Below are 17,228 nucleotides of genomic sequence, written 5' to 3'. Positions count from 1 at the left end.
GGCCTCCCCGCCCCGGGCGGAGGAGGCCGCGCCACGGCCGCGCCCGACCGGGGCGCGGTCCGGCGCCCGCCCGGCCGAGTGTCACGCACGGACCCGTGCCGTGTGCCGCCGGCCCCGACGCCCCGCGTCGGGGAGCGCCGAAGCCCCGCGCCCCGTCGCGCCGGCTCCACCGACCCGGCGCCCCACCGCCCGACCCGGCCCGACGCCGGGCGCCCGGTGTCCGGCACCCCGGCCGCGCGGCCCGGTGCGCCCCCGAGGCGCCCGCCGCGCCACCACCCCACCCACTCTTTCCGCACCCTTATGCCGGCTTCCGGGCATGCCCCCACGGCGTCGTCCCTGCCCGGAAGCCACCCCTACTGGAGGTACAACGTGGCTCGCGCCGACGTGACGGTCGATCATCTGCCCGCCCAGGTGGAGTTCTGGCGCGGTCGACTGACGGACGTCGACCCGGTCGAACTGCCCGCCGACCGGCCCCGCCCGATCGTCCGCGTACCCGACACCGCCGTCCACGAGCGGGAGTTCACCCCGCGATCCGGCACGGACGCCGCCGACCTCGTCGCCGCCGTGCTCGCGCTCCTGAACCGGCACTCCGGCCAGGAGGACATCGCCCTCGGCACGGTCTCCGCGCGCACCGGCCACACCGTCGTCCTGCGCACGGGGGTCGACGCCTCCGCGACCTGCGCCCGGCTGCGCCGGGACGCGGCCGCGGCACTGGCCGACGCCCTCCGCCACGACGCCCTCCCGCTCGACGCGCTCATCGAGGCGCTGGCCCCCGAGCGCGACACCGGCATCACCCCCTTCGTCCAGGTCATGGTGGCGATGCCCGACGAACTCCCGCTCCGGATGCGCGAGTTCGATCCGCTGGATCTGTCGGTGGAGCTCTCGCCCGCCGACGGACGACTGCGGCTGCGCTACAGCACCGCCCTCTTCGACGAGGCCACCGCGGCCCGCCTGGCGGGCCACCTGTGCGTCCTCCTCGACGCCGCGCAGGACGACCCCGCGTGCCCCGTGGCCGCCCTTCCCCTGCTCACCCCCGACGAGTTCGAGCAGTCCGTCCGGACCTGGAACGACACGGCCCGCCCCGTGCCCACCGCGTCCTTCCCCGAGCTGTACGCGGTGCACGCCGCCGCCCGCCCGGACGCCGTCGCCGTCGTCGACGAGCGGGGCCCGGTCACCTACCGCGAACTCGACGAGCGGGCCAACCGGCTCGCGCACCACCTGAAGTCCCTCGGAGCCCGCCGGGGCGAGCTCATCGGCCTGTGCACCGAGCGCGGCGCCGCCCTGGCCGTCGGCCTCCTCGGCATCATGAAGGCGGGGGCCGCCTACCTGCCCCTGGACCCGGCCTACCCCACCGACCGGCTGTCCTGGATGCTCACCGACTCCGGCGCCCGCCTCGTCGTGACCCAGAGCGGCACGGCCGACCGCCTGCCCGCCACCGGCGCCCGGCTCGTGGACCTCACCGCCGACCGGGACGAGATCGAGGCCCGCCCCGCCACGGACCCCGGCGTGGAACTGGCCCCGGACGACCTGGCGTACGCCATCTACACCTCCGGCTCCACCGGCCGCCCCAAGGGCGTGCTCGTCCCGCACGCCGGCATCGGCAACCTCGCCGCCGTCCAGGCCGAAGCCTTCGACGTGGCCCCCGGCAGCCGGGTGCTCCAGTTCGCCTCCACCAGCTTCGACGCCGCCTTCTGGGAGGTGTGCATGGGGCTGCTGACCGGCGCCACCCTGGTCATGGGCAGCAAGGAGACGCTGGCCCCCGGCGAGCCGCTGGCCGCCTACGCCGCCGAACACGGCGTCACCCACGCCACCCTGACCCCGGCCACCGTCGCCGTGCTGCCCGAGGGCCACGGCCTGCCGGCCGGCGCCACCCTGGTCGTGGCGGGCGAGGCCAGCACCGGCGACCTGGTGGCCCGCTGGTCCCGGGGCCGCCGGATGATCAACGCCTACGGGCCCACCGAGACCACCGTCTGCGCCACCATGAGCGCCCCGCTCTCCGGCAACACGGTCCCGCCCATCGGCACCCCGATCGCCAACTTCCGCGTCCACGTCCTCGACGAAGCCCTCCGCCCCGTCCCCGTCGGCGTCCGGGGCGAGCTCTACATCGCGGGCATCGGCCTCGCCCGCGGCTACCACGGCCGCCCCGGCCTCACGGCGGAGCGGTTCGTCGCCGACCCCTACGGCGCCCCCGGCGAGCGCATGTACCGCTCCGGGGACATCGCCCGCCGACTCCCCGACGGCACCCTCCAGTACCTGGGGCGCGCCGACGACCAGGTGAAGGTCCGCGGCTTCCGCATCGAGCTCGGCGAGATCGAGAGCGCCCTCGCGGGCCACCCGGACGTGGCGCAGAGCGTCGTCCTGACCCACAACACCAACCTGCTCGCCTACGTCTCCGCCGCGGCCCCCGACCGCCGGCCGGACGCCGCCGCTCTGCGCGAGCACCTCGCCGCCGCCCTGCCGGCGCACATGGTCCCCGCCACGATCACCGTCCTGGACGCGCTGCCGCTCACCCCCAACGGCAAGATCGACCGCAAGGCGCTGCCCGACCCCGCCGCCGCGCAGGAGGCCCCCGCCGCGGGCCGCACCGAGCCCCGCGACGCCACCGAACACACCCTGGCCGGAGTCTGGGCCGAGGTCCTGGGCCTGACCGGCGTCGGCGTCCACGACGACTTCTTCGCCCTCGGCGGCAACTCGATCCTCGCCGTGCGCGCCGTCTCCCACATGCGCCGTGCGCTCGGGATCCGGCTCTCCCCGCGGATCCTCTTCGACACCCCCACCATCGCCTCCCTCGCGGCCTCCCTCGCGCCGACGGAAGGAGCCGAGGACGCGGGCATCCCCACCGTGCCCCGCGACGCACCGCTGCCGATGTCCTTCGGCCAGCAGCGTCTCTGGTTCCTGGAGGACTTCGACCCCGGCAGCGCCGAGTACCACACCGCCACCGGCCTGCGGATGACCGGAGCCCTGGACCCCGAGGCCCTGCGCGCCGCGGTCACCGACCTCACGGACCGCCACGAGTCCCTGCGCACCACCTTCGGCTTCACCGGCGGCCGCGGCGTCCAGGTCGTGCACCCGTCCCTGCCGCCCGAGTGGGAGAGCGCCGACCTGACGGACGTGCCGGCCGCGGAGTGCCCGGAGCGGCTGGACCGCCTCGTCCGCGCGGCGACCGCCCGGCCCTACGACCTGGGCAACGGCCCGCTGGTCCGGGTGCTGCTGGTCCGACTGGCCGAGGACGAGCACGTGTGCGTCCTCGGGATGCACCACATCGTCACCGACGGCTGGTCCACCGGGATCGTCACCCGTGAACTCGGCGAGCTGTACGCCGCCCGGATCGAGGGCCGCCCCGCGACCCTGCCGGAACGGACCGTGCAGTACGCCGACTTCGCCGCCTGGCAGCGAGGGCGCCTGGAAGGCGGCGGCCTGCTGGAGGAACAGCTCGGCTGGTGGCGGGAGCGGCTGGCGGGCATCACCCCGCTGGAGCTGCCGACCGACCGGCCGCGCCCCGCGCTGCGCTCCTCCGCCGGAGCCGTCCACGAGTTCCTGATCCCGGCCGACACCACCGACGCCGTCCGGGCGCTCGCCCGGGACCACGGCACCACCCTCTTCACGGCCCTCACCGCCGCGGTCAAGACCGTCTTCGCCCGCTACACGGGCCAGACGGACATCGCGGTGGGCACCGCCTCCTCCGGCCGGGGCCGGAGCGACCTGGAGCACCTGGTCGGCTTCCTCGTCAACACGGTCGTGCTGCGCTCGCACGTCGAACCGGACGGCACCTTCGGCGAGCTGCTCGACCGGGTCAAGGAAACGGCGGCCGGAGCCTTCGCCCACGAGGACGTGCCGTTCGAACGCCTCGTGGAGGCCGTCGGCACCACCCGCGACGCCAGCCGCACCCCCCTCGTCCAGGCCATGGTCGTCCTCCAGAACGCCCCGCACGGCCGACCGGAGCTGCCCGGACTGGAGGTCACCGACCACCCGGTGCTCCGCGAGGCCGCCCCCTTCGAACTGACCGTGGAGTTCTTCGAGACCGGCGCCGGCCTGACGGTGCGCGCCGGCTACGCCACCGCCCTGTTCGACGAGTCGACCATCGCCCGCTTCGGCGGCCACCTCACCACCCTGCTCGCCGCCGCGGCCGCCGAACCCGACCGTGCCCTGGCCACGCTCCCGCTGCTCACCGCGGCCGAGCAGGAGCAGGTCCCGCGCCACGCGGCGGGCCCGGTCGCCGCCCCGCTGCCGGGCACCTTCCCCGAGCTCGTGGCCGCCCGCGCCCGGCTCCACCCCGACGCCCCGGCCGTCGAGGACGCCGACGGCGTCCTCGACTACCGCGCACTGGACGAGCGGGCCAACCGCCTCGCCCACCACCTGATGGACCAGGGCGTCGGCCCGGGCCGCCTGGTCGGGCTGTGCGTCGAGCGCGGCGCGGACCTGGTCGTCGGCCTCCTCGGCATCATGAAGGCCGGAGCCGCCTACCTGCCGCTGGACCCGAACTACCCGGCGGACCGCCTGGCGTTCATGCTCGCCGACTCCGGGGCCACGCACGTGGTCACCCGCACCCACCTGCGGTCCGAGCTTCCCGAACTGCCCGCCACGACCACGGTGACGGACCTGGACGCGGACCGCGACCTCCTCGCGACCCGTCCCGCCGACGCCCCCGCCGTCGCCCTCGGCCCGGACGACCTCGCGTACGTCATCTACACCTCCGGCTCCACCGGCACCCCCAAGGGCGTGCTCGTCCCCCACCGGGGCATCGGCAACCTGGCCGCCGCCGAGATCGAACGTCTGGCGGTGACCGAGGGCAGCCGCGTACTCCAGTTCGCCTCCGCGTCCTTCGACGGGGCCGTGATGGAGATCCTCATGGCCCTGCCGGCCGGAGCCACCCTCGTGCTCCCGCCGCACGGCCCCCTCGTCGGCGAAGCCCTCCAGACCTTCCTGCGCGAACGCCGCGTCAGCCACGCCCTGCTGGCCCCCTCGGCCGTCGCCACCCTGGTCCCCGAGGGACTGGAGACCCTCCGCACCCTCGTCGTCGGCGGCGAGGCCAGCACCGGCGACCTGGTGGACCGCTGGTCCCGGGGCCGCCGCATGATCAACGCGTACGGTCCGACCGAGACCACCGTCGTCGCCACGATGAGCGAGCCGCTCTCCGGCTCCGGGGTGCCGCCCATCGGCGCCCCGCTGCCCGGCACCGTCGTCCACCTCCTCGACGCCGCCCTCCAGCCGGTGCCCGTCGGCGTCCCGGGCGAGCTGTACGTGGCCGGACCCCACCTGGCGCGCGGCTACCACGGACGTCCCGGCCTCACGGCGGAGCGGTTCGTGGCCGATCCCCACGGCGCCCCCGGCACGCGCATGTACCGCACCGGTGACGTGGCCCGCCGCCGCCCCGACGGCCGGCTGGAGTACCTCGGTCGCGCCGACGACCAGGTGAAGGTCCGCGGCTTCCGCATCGAACTGGGCGAGATCGAGACGGCGCTGGGCGGCCACCCCGAGATCCGCGACGCGGTCGTCGTCGTCCACCAGGACCCCGAAGGCCGCAAGCGGCTGGTCGCCCACCTCGTCGCCGACCGCGAACTCACCGCCGGTGAACTCCGCTCCCACCTGACGGGCTCGCTGCCCGACCACATGGTCCCCGCGGTCTTCCTCACCCACGAGGCCCTGCCGCTCACCCCGAGCGGCAAGGTCGACCGGCGGGCCCTGCCCGCACCCGAAGCCGACGCCGTCCACCTCGGCACCGCGTACGCGGCCCCGCGCGACACCACCGAAGAGACCCTCGCCACGATCTGGGCCGAGGTGCTGCGGGTGGACCGGGTCGGCGTCCACGACAACTTCTTCGACCTCGGCGGCGACTCGATCCTCGCCATCCAGGTCGTCTCCCGCGCCCGCCAGGCCGGTCTGCGCCTCACCTCGAAGACCCTCTTCCTCCACCAGAGCATCGCCGCGCTGTCCACGGTGGTCGCCCCCGTGACCCCCGACGCCACCGCCGACGCGGCCGCCGGACCCGCCCGCGGCACGGTGCCGCTCACCCCGATCCAGCGGTGGTTCTTCGAGGAGCACACCGCCGCCGCCCCGGACCACTACGCGATGTCGGTGCACCTGGAGCTGGCCCCGGACACCGACCCGGTCCTGCTGGAGCGGGCGCTGGAGGCCCTGGTGGCCCACCACGACGCCCTGCGCATGCGCTACACCGGCCGGGACGCCCTGCCCGCGCAGGAGTACGCCGACTCCGCCCCCGCCGGACTCCTCCGCGTCGTGGACGTCGCACCGGCCGACGCCGCAGCCGCGGAAACGGCCGCCCTGGAGGCACGGCGGTCCCTGGACCTCGCCGACGGCGCGCTGCTGAAGGGCGTGTTCCTGCGCTCCTCGGACGGCACCGCGCCCCGACTCTTCCTCACCGTGCACCACCTCGTGATGGACGGGGTGTCCTGGCGGATCCTCCTGGAGGACCTGGAACGGGTCCACGCGCAGCTCGCCGCAGGCCTCCCAGCCGAACCCGGCCCCCGCACCAGCAGCTTCCGGGCATGGTCGGAACGGCTCACCGCCCACGTCCGCGCGGGCGCCCTCGACGACGAACTCCCCTACTGGCAGGCCGCGGCGGACTCCGTGCGCCCGCTGCCCGTCGACACCCCGGACGCCCCCGACACCTTCGGTGCCACCGCGACGGCCACCACCGTCCTGGACCGCGCCGAGACCGAGGCCCTGCTCCAGCAGGTCCCGGCCGCCTACCGCACCCGCATCAACGACGTGCTGCTCACCGCCCTCGGCCGCACCCTCGCGGACTGGACCGGCTCCCCGACCACCGTCGCCCTGGAGGGCCACGGACGCGAGGAGCTCTTCGAGGACGTGGACCTGTCCCGCACGATCGGCTGGTTCACCACCATCCACCCCGTCGCCCTCGACGTCCCCCGGGGGGACTGGGGCCACGCCCTGAAGACCGTCAAGGAACACCTGCGCGCCGTCCCCCGCCACGGCCTCGGCCACGGTGCCCTCCGCCACCTCTCCGAGCCCGGCGGCCCCGCCCACCGCGCCCTGTCCGAGGCGGCCGCGCCCGGCATCAGCTTCAACTACCTGGGGCAGTGGGACGGGACCACGCACGAGGACGGCCTGGTGCGGGCCCGACTCGCCGCCCCCGGCGCCGACCAGGACCCCGACCAGCGCCGACCGCACCTCATCGACATCGTCGCCTCGGTCACCGACGGCACCCTGCGCATCGACTGGATCCACTCCACCACCGCGTACCGCACGGCGACGATCGAGCGGGTGGCGGCCGCGTTCACGGCGGCGCTCCGCGAGCTGATCGCGCACTGCCTGGTCCCCGGCAACGGGGGCGCGACGCCCTCGGACTTCCCGCTGGCCGGGCTCGACCGGGCCGCGGTGGACCGGATCGTGGGCGACGGCCGCGAGATCGCGGACCTCTACCCGCTCACCCCCATGCAGAGCGGGATGCTCTTCCACACCCTCGGCGACCCCGCGGCCTACACCGAGCAGATGACCTTCGTCCTGGACGGCGTCCGCGACCCGGAGGTGCTGGCGCGCGCCTGGCAGCACGTCGCCGACCGCACCGAGGTGCTGCGCACCTCCCCGCTCTGGAAGGACCTGCCCCGGCCGCTGGCCCGGGTGGCCCGCCGAGCCACCCTGCCGGTCACCCACCTCGACTGGCGCGACCGCGGCCCCGAGGAACAGGAGCGCGCGGTGCGGGACTTCCTCGCCGAGGACCGGGCCCGGCCGCTCGACCTGGGTGCGGCCCCGCTGATGCGGCTGGCCCTGATCCGGCTCGGGGACGAGTCGGTGCGCGTGGTCTGCGCGTTCCACCACCTCCTCCTGGACGGCTGGTCCACCTTCGACCTGCTCACCCAGGTGTACGCCGCCCACGCGGCGCTGACCGCGGGGCGTGAGCCCGTGGTCCCGGCCCGCCGTCCCTTCGGGGCCTACGTGGCCTGGCTGGAGGAGCAGGACCTGGCCGAGGCCGAGTCCCACTGGCGGGAGCTGCTGGCCGGGTTCGAGGCCGCCACCCCGCTGCCGTTCGTCCGGGGGGCCGCGGCCACGGGTCACCGCACCGGCTCCACCGGCCGGCGGGTCCGTCGACTGTCCGCCGGGGCCTCCCGAGCCGTGCAGGAGTTCGCACGCCGGCGTCGGCTCACCGTGTCCACCGTGCTCCAGGGCGCCTGGGCGCTGCTCCTCTCCCGACACGCGGGGGAGTCGGAGGTGGTGTTCGGCGCGACGGTGTCGGGTCGTCCGGCGGATCTGCCGGGTGCGGACGCCATGGTCGGGATGATGATCAACACCTTGCCGGTGCGGGTGGAGGTCGACGGGCGGGAGGAGGTCGGGGCCTGGCTGGACGGTCTCCAGCGGGCTCAGGTCGAGGCCCGGCAGTACGAGTACGTCCCGCTGCCCCGCATCCGGGAGTGGGCCGGTACGGAGTCCGGCGCCCACCTGTTCCGCAGCCTGGTCGTCGTCGAGAACTACCCGATGGACGACGAGGCGGCCGCCTCCCACGGGCTGCGGCTGCGCGGACTGGAGGGCACGGAGGCCACCAACTTCCCGCTCAACCTGATCGCCTACGCCGGCGACGTGCTGTCCTACACCCTCGCCTACGACGGCGCCCTCTACGACGAGGCCGCCGCGGACCGGCTCTGCGGCCACCTGGAGGCCCTGCTCGGCTCCCTCGCGGAGGCGGGACCGGAGACCACCCTCGACGCGGTGGCCATGCTCGCCCCCGGCGAGGCCGAGACGGTCCTGGCGGACTGGAACGACACCGCCGGGGAGCTGCCGCGGGCCACGCTGCACGGGCTGTTCGCGGACCGGGCCGCCCGGCGGCCCGAGGCCGTGGCCCTGGTCCACGACGGAGGCGCGCTCACCTACGGCGAGCTCGACCGCGGCGCGGACCGTCTCGCCCGGCACCTCCTCGCGCACGGCGCGGGGCCCGGGCGGCTCGTCGGCCTGCTCCTGGAGCGCGGCCCGAGCGCTCTGGTGGCCCAACTGGCCGTGCTGAAGACCGGCGCCGGCTACGTACCGCTGGACCCGGAGTACCCCGCCGCCCGCCTGACCCACATGATCACGGACTCCGGGCCCGCCCTGATCGTGACCGCCGGGGCCACGGGCGCGTCGCTGCCCGACGCCGCGGCCGGTCTCCCCGTGGTCGACCTCGACCGCGACCGGTCGGCCATCGAGGCCCGTCCGGCCCAGCCCACGGGCGTCGTGGTCGGTCCGGACCAGGCCGTGTACGTGATGTACACCTCGGGTTCCACCGGCACCCCCAAGGGCGTCGTCGTGCCGCACCGCGCGGTGGTGCGCCTGGTGCACGGCTCCGGGTACACCGACATCGGCCCCGGGGACACGGTGGCCCAGCTGGCCTCGCTCTCCTTCGACGCCTCCACCTTCGAGATCTGGGGGGCGCTGCTGAACGGCGCCAGGCTCGCCGTGCATCCCGAGGGACTGCCGGACGCCGCCGGACTGGGCCGGTTCCTCGCCGCGCACGGGGTGACCCACCTGTGGCTCACGGCCGGCCTCTTCCACCAGGTCGTCGACGACGCGCCCGAGGTCTTCGGGGGGCTCCGTCAGCTCATCGCGGGCGGCGACCGGCTCTCGCCGGAACACTGCGCCCGCGTGCGGGCCGCCCACCCGGGGCTCCGGCTCACCAACGGCTACGGCCCCACCGAGGCCACCACCTTCACCACCGCCCACGACCTGGTCGACGCGCTCCCCAGCGGTGCCTCCGTGCCGCTCGGCACCCCGATCGGGAACACCCGGGTGCGGGTCCTGACACCGGCCCTGGAACCGGCTCCGGTCGGTGTTCCGGGCGAGCTGTACATCGCCGGTCAGGGCCTGGCCCACGGCTACCTCGCCCGGCCCGGCGCCACCGCGGAGCGGTTCGTCGCCGATCCGTACGGGGCGGCGGGGGAGCGGATGTACCGTTCCGGGGACCTGGTCGCCTGGCGGGCCGACGGCACCCTGGAGTTCCTCGGCCGCACCGACGGCCAGGTGAAGGTCCGCGGCTTCCGCATCGAGCCGGGCGAGATCGAGAGCGCGCTCACGGCCCACCCGGCGATCGCCGACGCGGCCGTGGTCGCCCACCACGAGGACGGCCGTACCGTCCTGGTGGCCCACCTGGTGCCGGGCACCGACCGGTCCGTCCCGGACACGGCGGAACTGCGCGGCCACCTCGCGGGTTCGCTTCCCGGGCACATGATCCCGGCCGCGTTCGCCACCCTCGACGCCCTGCCGCTCACCGCGAACGGGAAGGTCGACCGACGGGCCCTGCCCGCCCCGGCGGACCTCACCGGCCGCCTCGCCGCCGCTGCCGCCTACGAGGCACCGACGACTCCCGTCGAGGAACTCGTCGCCGAGAGCTGGCGGGAGCTCCTCGGAGCCGAACGGGTCGGCGTCCACGACGACTTCTTCGCGCTCGGCGGCGACTCCCTGCTCGCCCTGCGGGCCGCCTCCCGCGTCACCGCCCTGTTCGGCACCGCCTACGCACCGCGGGACGTCTTCGAGCGGCCGACGGTCGCCGGGACGGCGCGGGCGGTGGAGGAGCTGATCCTCGCCGAGCTGGAGGCGGCCGCCGTCTCCGGCACCCCCTGACCCCCGAACCCCCGTCCCGACCCGCACGTCCACCGAGAGGCAGCACCATGTCCAACCCCTTCGAGCACGACGACCGCTCCTACCACGTCCTGGCCAACGACGAGGGCCAGCACTCCCTCTGGCCCTCCGCCACCCCGGTCCCGGCCGGTTGGCGGGTCCTCCTGGAGGACCGTCCCCGCCAGGAGTGCCTGGAGTACGTCGAGGCGCACTGGACCGACCTGCGACCGCAGAGCCTGATCGCCGCCGCCGGCTGACCGTCACCCGCACCGCACCGCCGAACCGTTTCTTCTGGGGGAACCCTTCCATGAACACGCAGCCGTCCCGCGCCTCGCGCATCGCCGCCCTTCCCGACCACCTCAGGGAGGCACTGGCCCAGCGCCTCGCCGGCCGCTCCGCCGCGCCGGCCGAGCCGCTGATCCCGGCGGTGCCGCGCGGGGACGGGCTGCCCCTGTCCTACGGACAGCAGCGCCTGTGGTTCCTGGAGGGGTTCGACCCGGAGAACACGGACTACCACTCGGCGCTGCCGCTGCGGATCTCCGGGCGGCTCGACACCACCGCCCTGCGCGCCGCGGTCACCGCCCTGGTGGCCCGGCACGAATCCCTGCGCACCACCTTCCACGACCGCGACGGCCAGGGCGTGCAGGTCGTCCACGACGCACCGCTGTTCGGCTGGACCGAGACGGCGGCGGACGGCGAGGAGGCGGTCCGCGCCGCGGTCCGCGCCGAGATGTCCCGCCCCTACGACCTGGCGGCGGGCCCGCTGGTCCGGGTCCTCCTCGTGCGCCTCGCCCCCGAGGAGCACGTGTGCGTCCTCGGCATGCACCACATCGTCACCGACGGCTGGTCCATGGGGATCGTGGCCCGGGAACTCGGCGAGCACTACACCGCCGCCGTGGAGGGCCGCCCCGCCGCACCGGCCCCCGTACCCGTGCAGTACCCCGACTTCGCCGCCTGGCAGCGCGCCCGCCCGGACGGGGAGGCACTGACGGAACGCCGGCTCGCCTGGTGGAAGGACCGGCTGACGGGCGTCTCCCCGCTCGAACTGCCCACCGACCGCCCCCGGCCGCCCGTGCGCTCCTCCGCGGGCGCCGTCCACCGCTTCGAGCTCTCCGCCGCCACCACCGCGGGCCTCGACCGGCTCACCCGCGACCACGGCGCCACCCTCTTCATGGGGCTCACCGCCGCCGTCAAGACCGTCCTGGCCCGCTGGACCGGACAGGAGGACATCGCCGTCGGCACCTCCTCCGCCGGCCGCGGCCGTCCGGAGCTGGAACAGCTCGTGGGCTTCCTCGTCAACACGGTGGTCCTGCGCTCGCAGGTCGAGCCGGACCTGTCCTTCGCCGAGCTCCTCGACCGGGTCAAGGACACCGTCCTGGACGCCTTCGGAAACGAGGACGTGCCCTTCGACAAGGTCGTCGAGGCCGTGCAGCCCGAACGCGACCCCAGCCGCACGGCCCTGATCCAGGCCATGGTCGTCCTGCAGAACGCCCCGAGCGCCGCCCTCTCCCTGCCCGGCGCCACCACGACCGACTACCCGCTGGAGCGGGAGGCGTCGCTCTTTGACCTTACCTTCGAGTTCGAGGAACGCGACGGCCGCCTCGTCGGACTCGTCGAGTACAGCACCGAACTGTTCGAACCGGCCACCGTGGCCCGGATGACCGGCCACCTCCAGGTCCTCCTCACGGCCGCCCTCGCCGACCCCGGCACCCCCCTCTGGCGCCTGCCCCTGCTGACCCCCGCCGAACGGCACCACCTCCTCACCGAGTTCAACGCCACCGCCCTGCCCGCCACCGGCGACCCGGCCCTCCTCCACGAACGGCTGGCCGCCCAGGCCGCCCGCACCCCCGACGCCCCGGCCGTACTCGCCGGCGACACCACCCTCACCCACCGCGAACTCGACGAGCGCGCCAACCGCCTCGCCCACCACCTCGTGGCCCTCGGCGCCGGACCCGGCTCCCTGGTGGGCCTCAGCGTCGAACGCGGCGCCGACATGGCCGTCGGCGTCCTCGGCATCATGAAGGCGGGCGCCGCCTACGTCCCCCTGGACCCGGCCTTCCCCGCCGACCGCCTCGCGTACATGCTCGCCGACTCCGGCGCCCGCGTCGTCGTCGCCCACTCCGCCGTCCGCGACCGCCTGCCCGCCTCCGCGGACCTGCACCTCGTGGACCTCGACGCCGAACACGCCGCCATCGCGGACCGGCCCGCCACCGCGCCCCGCACCACCGTCACCGCCGAAGACCTCGCCTACGTCATCTACACCTCGGGCTCCACCGGCAACCCCAAGGGCGTCGCCATCGAGCACCGCAACCTGCGGCACATCTGCGAGGCGTGGAACGAGCGCTACCGACTCGACGAGCTCGCCCTCCGCTTCCTCTCCGTCTCCAGCCTGTCCGTGGACCTCTTCGCCGCCGACCTCATCCGCTCCCTGCCGTTCGGCGGGGCCCTGGTCATCGCCCCGAAGGACGTCACCACCGAACCCGCGGCCCTGCTCGACCTGATCGACCGCACCGGCGCCACCGGCCTGGAGATCGTCCCGTCCCTCCTCAACGCCGTCCTGGAGGAGACCGACCGGCGCGGGACCGGCTTCCCGCCGCTGCGCCTGATCTCCGTCGGCTCCGAGGCCTGGCGGGCCGAGGACTGCCGCGCCCTGCTGCGGCAGATCCGGCACGACGCCGTCGTCGTCAACGCCTACGGAGGCACCGAGGCCACCGTCGACTCCACCGTCTTCGTCCCCACCGAGGACTCCCTCGACGGATGCGTCTACGTGCCCATCGGCCGGCCCCTGCCCGACACCCGCGTCCACGTCCTGGACGAACGCCGCACCCCCGTCCCGCAGGGCGTGCCCGGGGAGATCTGGATCGGCGGCGCCGGCATCGGCCGCGGCTACCACGGCCGCCCCGCCCTGACCGCCGAACGCTTCGTCGACAGCCCCTTCGTCGCGGGCGACCGCCTCTACCGCACCGGCGACCGGGCCCGCCTGCTGCCCTCCGGGGACCTGGAGTTCCTGGGCCGCGCCGACGACCAGGTCAAGATCCGCGGCTTCCGCATCGAACTGGGCGAGGTCGAGAGCGCCCTCCTCACCCACCCCGCGCTGCGCGACGCCGCCGTCATCGCCCGCGAGGACGAGGCCGGCCGCCGCCGCCTCGTCGCCTACACCGTCACCGACGGCGGCCCCGCCGCCACCCCGAGCACCACCGAGCTCCGCGGCCACCTCTCGGGGCTGCTCCCCGACTACATGGTCCCCGCCGTGTACGTCCCGCTGACCGCCCTGCCCCTCACCCCGAGCGGCAAGGTGGACCGGCGCTCCCTCCCGGAGCCCACCGCCGACGGTGCCGTCCTGGACAGCGAGTACGCGGCACCGCGCGACGAGACCGAGCGCATCCTCGCCGACGTCTGGGCGGGAGTCCTCGGCGTGGCCCGCGTCGGCGTCCACGACAACTTCTTCGACCTCGGCGGCGACTCCATCCTCTCCATCCAGGTCGTCTCCCGCGCCCGCCAGGCCGGTCTGCACCTCACCTCGAAGATGCTCTTCCTCCACCAGAGCGTCGCCGCCCTCGCCGCGGTCGCGGGCTCCGCCACCACGGGAGCGGACGGTCCCCTCGCCCCGACCGTCCCGCAGCGACCCACCGGCACCGCCGAACCGACCCCGATCCAGGCATGGTTCCTCCAGGAACACACCGTGGACCCGGACCACTACGCCATGTCCGTCCACCTGGAGCTGGCCCCCGGCACGGACCCCGCGACCCTGGGACGGGCCCTGGACGCCCTCGTCGAGCACCACGACGCCCTGCGCCTGCGCTACGCCCGCACGGAGGACTCCGGCTGGACGCAGGAGTACACCGACACCGCGCCGGCCGACCTGCTGCGCACCGTCGACCTGCCCGCACCCGACCCGCAGGCCCTGCACGACGCCGCCCTGACCGCGCAGCGCGCCCTCGACCTGGCCTCCGGCACCCTCGTCCGCGGCCTGTTCTTCCGCTTCGCCGACGGGTCGGCACCGCGCCTGTTCCTGGCCGTCCACCACATCGTCATGGACGGCGTCTCCTGGCGGATCCTCCTGGAGGACCTGGAGCGGACGATCACCCGGCTCGCCGCCGGACAGGCGGCCGACCTCGGCCCCCGCACCAGCAGCTACCAGCAGTGGTCGGCGCACCTCGCCGACCACGTGCGCGCGGGCGGCCTCGACCACGAGCTCCCGCACTGGGAGGCCGTCGCCCCCGGCCACGCCCCCGCCCTGCCCGTCGACCACCCGGAGGGCCGCAACACCACCGGGTACGAACGCACCGTCGAGACCGGCCTCGACGAGGCGCGGACCCGCGCCCTGCTCCAGCAGGTGGCACCCGTCTACCGCACCCGCATCAACGACCTCCTGGTCGGCGCGCTGGCCGCCACCCTCACCCGGTGGGCCGGCAGCGACCGCCTCGTGATCGGAATGGAGGGCCACGGCCGCGAGGACCTCTTCCCCGACCTGGACCTCACCCGCACCGTCGGCTGGTTCACCACCCACTTCCCTGTGGCCCTCGACCTCTCCGGAGCACGGGCCGCGGACGGCACCGGCCCCGACTGGGGCGCGACGGTCAAGGCCGTCAAGGAACAGCTGCGCGCCGTGCCCGGCAACGGTCTCGGCTACGACGCCCTCCGCTTCCTCTCCCGACCGGGCACCCCCGGCCACGCCCTGCACGGCGACCCGCTCCCGCAGATCTCCTTCAACTACCTGGGCCAGTGGGACGGCACCACCAGCGCGGACGGCCCCGTCCGCGACCGCCTCCCCGCCCTCGGCCTGGACCACGCGGCCGACGAGCCCCGCCCCTACCTCCTCGACGTCGTCGGCATGGTCGAATCCGGCCGGCTGCGCTTCACCTGGATCTACTCCGAGGAACTCTTCGACACGGCGACGATCGAGCGGGTGGCGGCCGGCTTCACGACGGCCCTGACCGAACTGATCGCACACTGCCTGGCCCCGGGCAGCGGGGGCGCGACCCCGTCGGACTTCCCGCTGGCCCGCCTCGACCAGAACGCCGTGGACCGGATCGTGGGCGACGGACGCGGGATCGCCGACGTGTACCCGCTCACGCCCATGCAGAGCGGCATGCTCTTCCACACCCTCACGGAGCCCGGCTCGGGCGCCTACTTCGAGCAGATGAGCTTCGTCCTGGACGGGGTCACCGACCCGAACCTGCTGGAGCGGGCCTGGCAGCACGTCACCGACCACCTCGAAGTCCTGCGCGGCTCCGTCCTGTGGGAGGACGTCGACCAGCCGCTCATGCTCGTCCACCGGGACCCCGCCCTGCCGGTCGTCCACCACGACTGGCGGACCCTGACCGAGACCGAACAGCGCACCGCCCTCGACCGGTACCTGGCCGAGGACCGGGAGCGCGGCCTCGACCTGGCCGCCGCCCCGCTCGTCCGGCTCGCCCTCGTCCGGGTCGGCGACGCCTCCGTACGGGTGGTGCGGACCTCCCACCACGTCCTCCTGGACGGCTGGTCCACCTTCCGCATGCTGGACGACCTGGTCACGGCCTACCGGCAGCTGGCCGACGGGCGCACCCCGGAGCTCCCGGCCCGCCGCCCGTTCTCCGCGTACGTGGAATGGCTGGCGGCCCAGGACCTCACCGAGGCGGAGACGTACTGGCGCGGGCTCCTCGGACCGGTCACCGCGCCCACCGCGCTGCCGTACGACCGCCGCCCCGCCGACAGCCACCGCGCCCGGTCGGCGCGCCGGCTGGTGACCTGGCTCCCCGACGACGCCTCCCGGGAGCTTTACGCCTTCGCCCGCCGGCGTCGGCTCACCGTGAACGCCGTGGTGCAGGGCGCCTGGGCGCTGCTGCTCTCCCGCTACGCGGGGGAGTCGGAGGTGGTGTTCGGCGCGACGGTGTCGGGTCGTCCGGCGGATCTGCCGGGTGCGGACGCCATGGTCGGGATGATGATCAACACGTTGCCGGTGCGGGTGGAGGTCGACGGGCGGGAGGAGGTCGGGGCCTGGCTGGACGGTCTCCAGCGGGCTCAGGTCGAGGCCCGGCAGTACGAGTACGTCCCGCTGCCCCGCATCCAGGGCTGGAGCGGAGTCCCGCGCGACACCGACCTGTTCGACAGCCTGGTCGCCTTCGAGAACTTCCCCGCCGACGGAGACTCCGGCGTGACCGATGATCCGGACGAGGTCCGCCTGCGCGGACTGGAGGGCGCGGACGTCACCAACTTCCCGCTCAACCTCGTCGCCTACGCGGGCGACTCCCTGGCCTTCGCCCTCGCCTACGACCCCGAACTCTTCGACGCCGAGACCGTCGAGCGGATGTCCGGTCACTTCCGGGCCCTGCTGGCGGGACTCGCCGCGGATCCGCACCGCTCCCTCGACGCCGTGCCCATGCTCGCCGAAGGCGAGTACGACCGGGTCGTCCGCGCGTGGTCGGGTGTGGCCGGTGTGTCGGTGGGTTCGGGGACGGTGCACGGGTGGGTGTCGCGTGGTGCGGTGGTGTCGCCGGGTGCGGTGGCGGTGTCGTGTGGTGGGGAGTCGTTGACGTATGGGGAGTTGGAGGTGCGGGCGAATCGTCTTGCTCGTTTCCTTTCGGCTTCGGCTTCGGGTGTGGGTGTGGGTGATCTGGTGGCGCTGTCGGTGGAGCGCGGTGTCCAGATGGTGGTGGGGTTGTTGGGGATCTTGAAGTCGG

Annotated in this window: 3 protein-coding genes; all 3 read left to right on the top strand. The window is 74.8% G+C overall.

Features of this window, described 5'->3' with window-relative positions:
* Window positions 1-300: 300 nt before the first annotated feature.
* On the top strand, window positions 301-10,566 hold the full coding sequence (locus tag ABTZ17_RS31270; RefSeq protein ID WP_352199151.1) for a non-ribosomal peptide synthetase: 10,266 nt from the start codon (window positions 301-303) through the stop codon (window positions 10,564-10,566).
* Window positions 10,567-10,613: 47 nt separating this feature from the next.
* Window positions 10,614-10,820, top strand: coding sequence for an MbtH family protein (locus tag ABTZ17_RS31265; RefSeq protein WP_352199150.1), 207 nt, complete (start codon window positions 10,614-10,616; stop codon window positions 10,818-10,820).
* A gap of 50 nt (window positions 10,821-10,870) precedes the next feature.
* Window positions 10,871-17,228 (top strand): non-ribosomal peptide synthetase (locus ABTZ17_RS31260; RefSeq protein ID WP_352199149.1); only part of this gene is annotated, 6,358 nt, incomplete at its 3' end.

Source organism: Streptomyces sp. NPDC097619 (assembly GCF_040302735.1).
Classification (GTDB): domain Bacteria; phylum Actinomycetota; class Actinomycetes; order Streptomycetales; family Streptomycetaceae; genus Streptomyces.
This window is presented reverse-complemented; position numbering and strand designations above follow the sequence as displayed.

Excerpts from the sequence above, each read along its gene's own strand:
- ABTZ17_RS31270 (WP_352199151.1), top strand. The coding sequence starts at position 301 with ATGCCGGCTTCCGGGCATGCCCCCACGGCGTCGTCCCTGCCCGGAAGC.
- ABTZ17_RS31265 (WP_352199150.1), top strand. The coding sequence starts at position 10,614 with ATGTCCAACCCCTTCGAGCACGACGACCGCTCCTACCACGTCCTGGCC.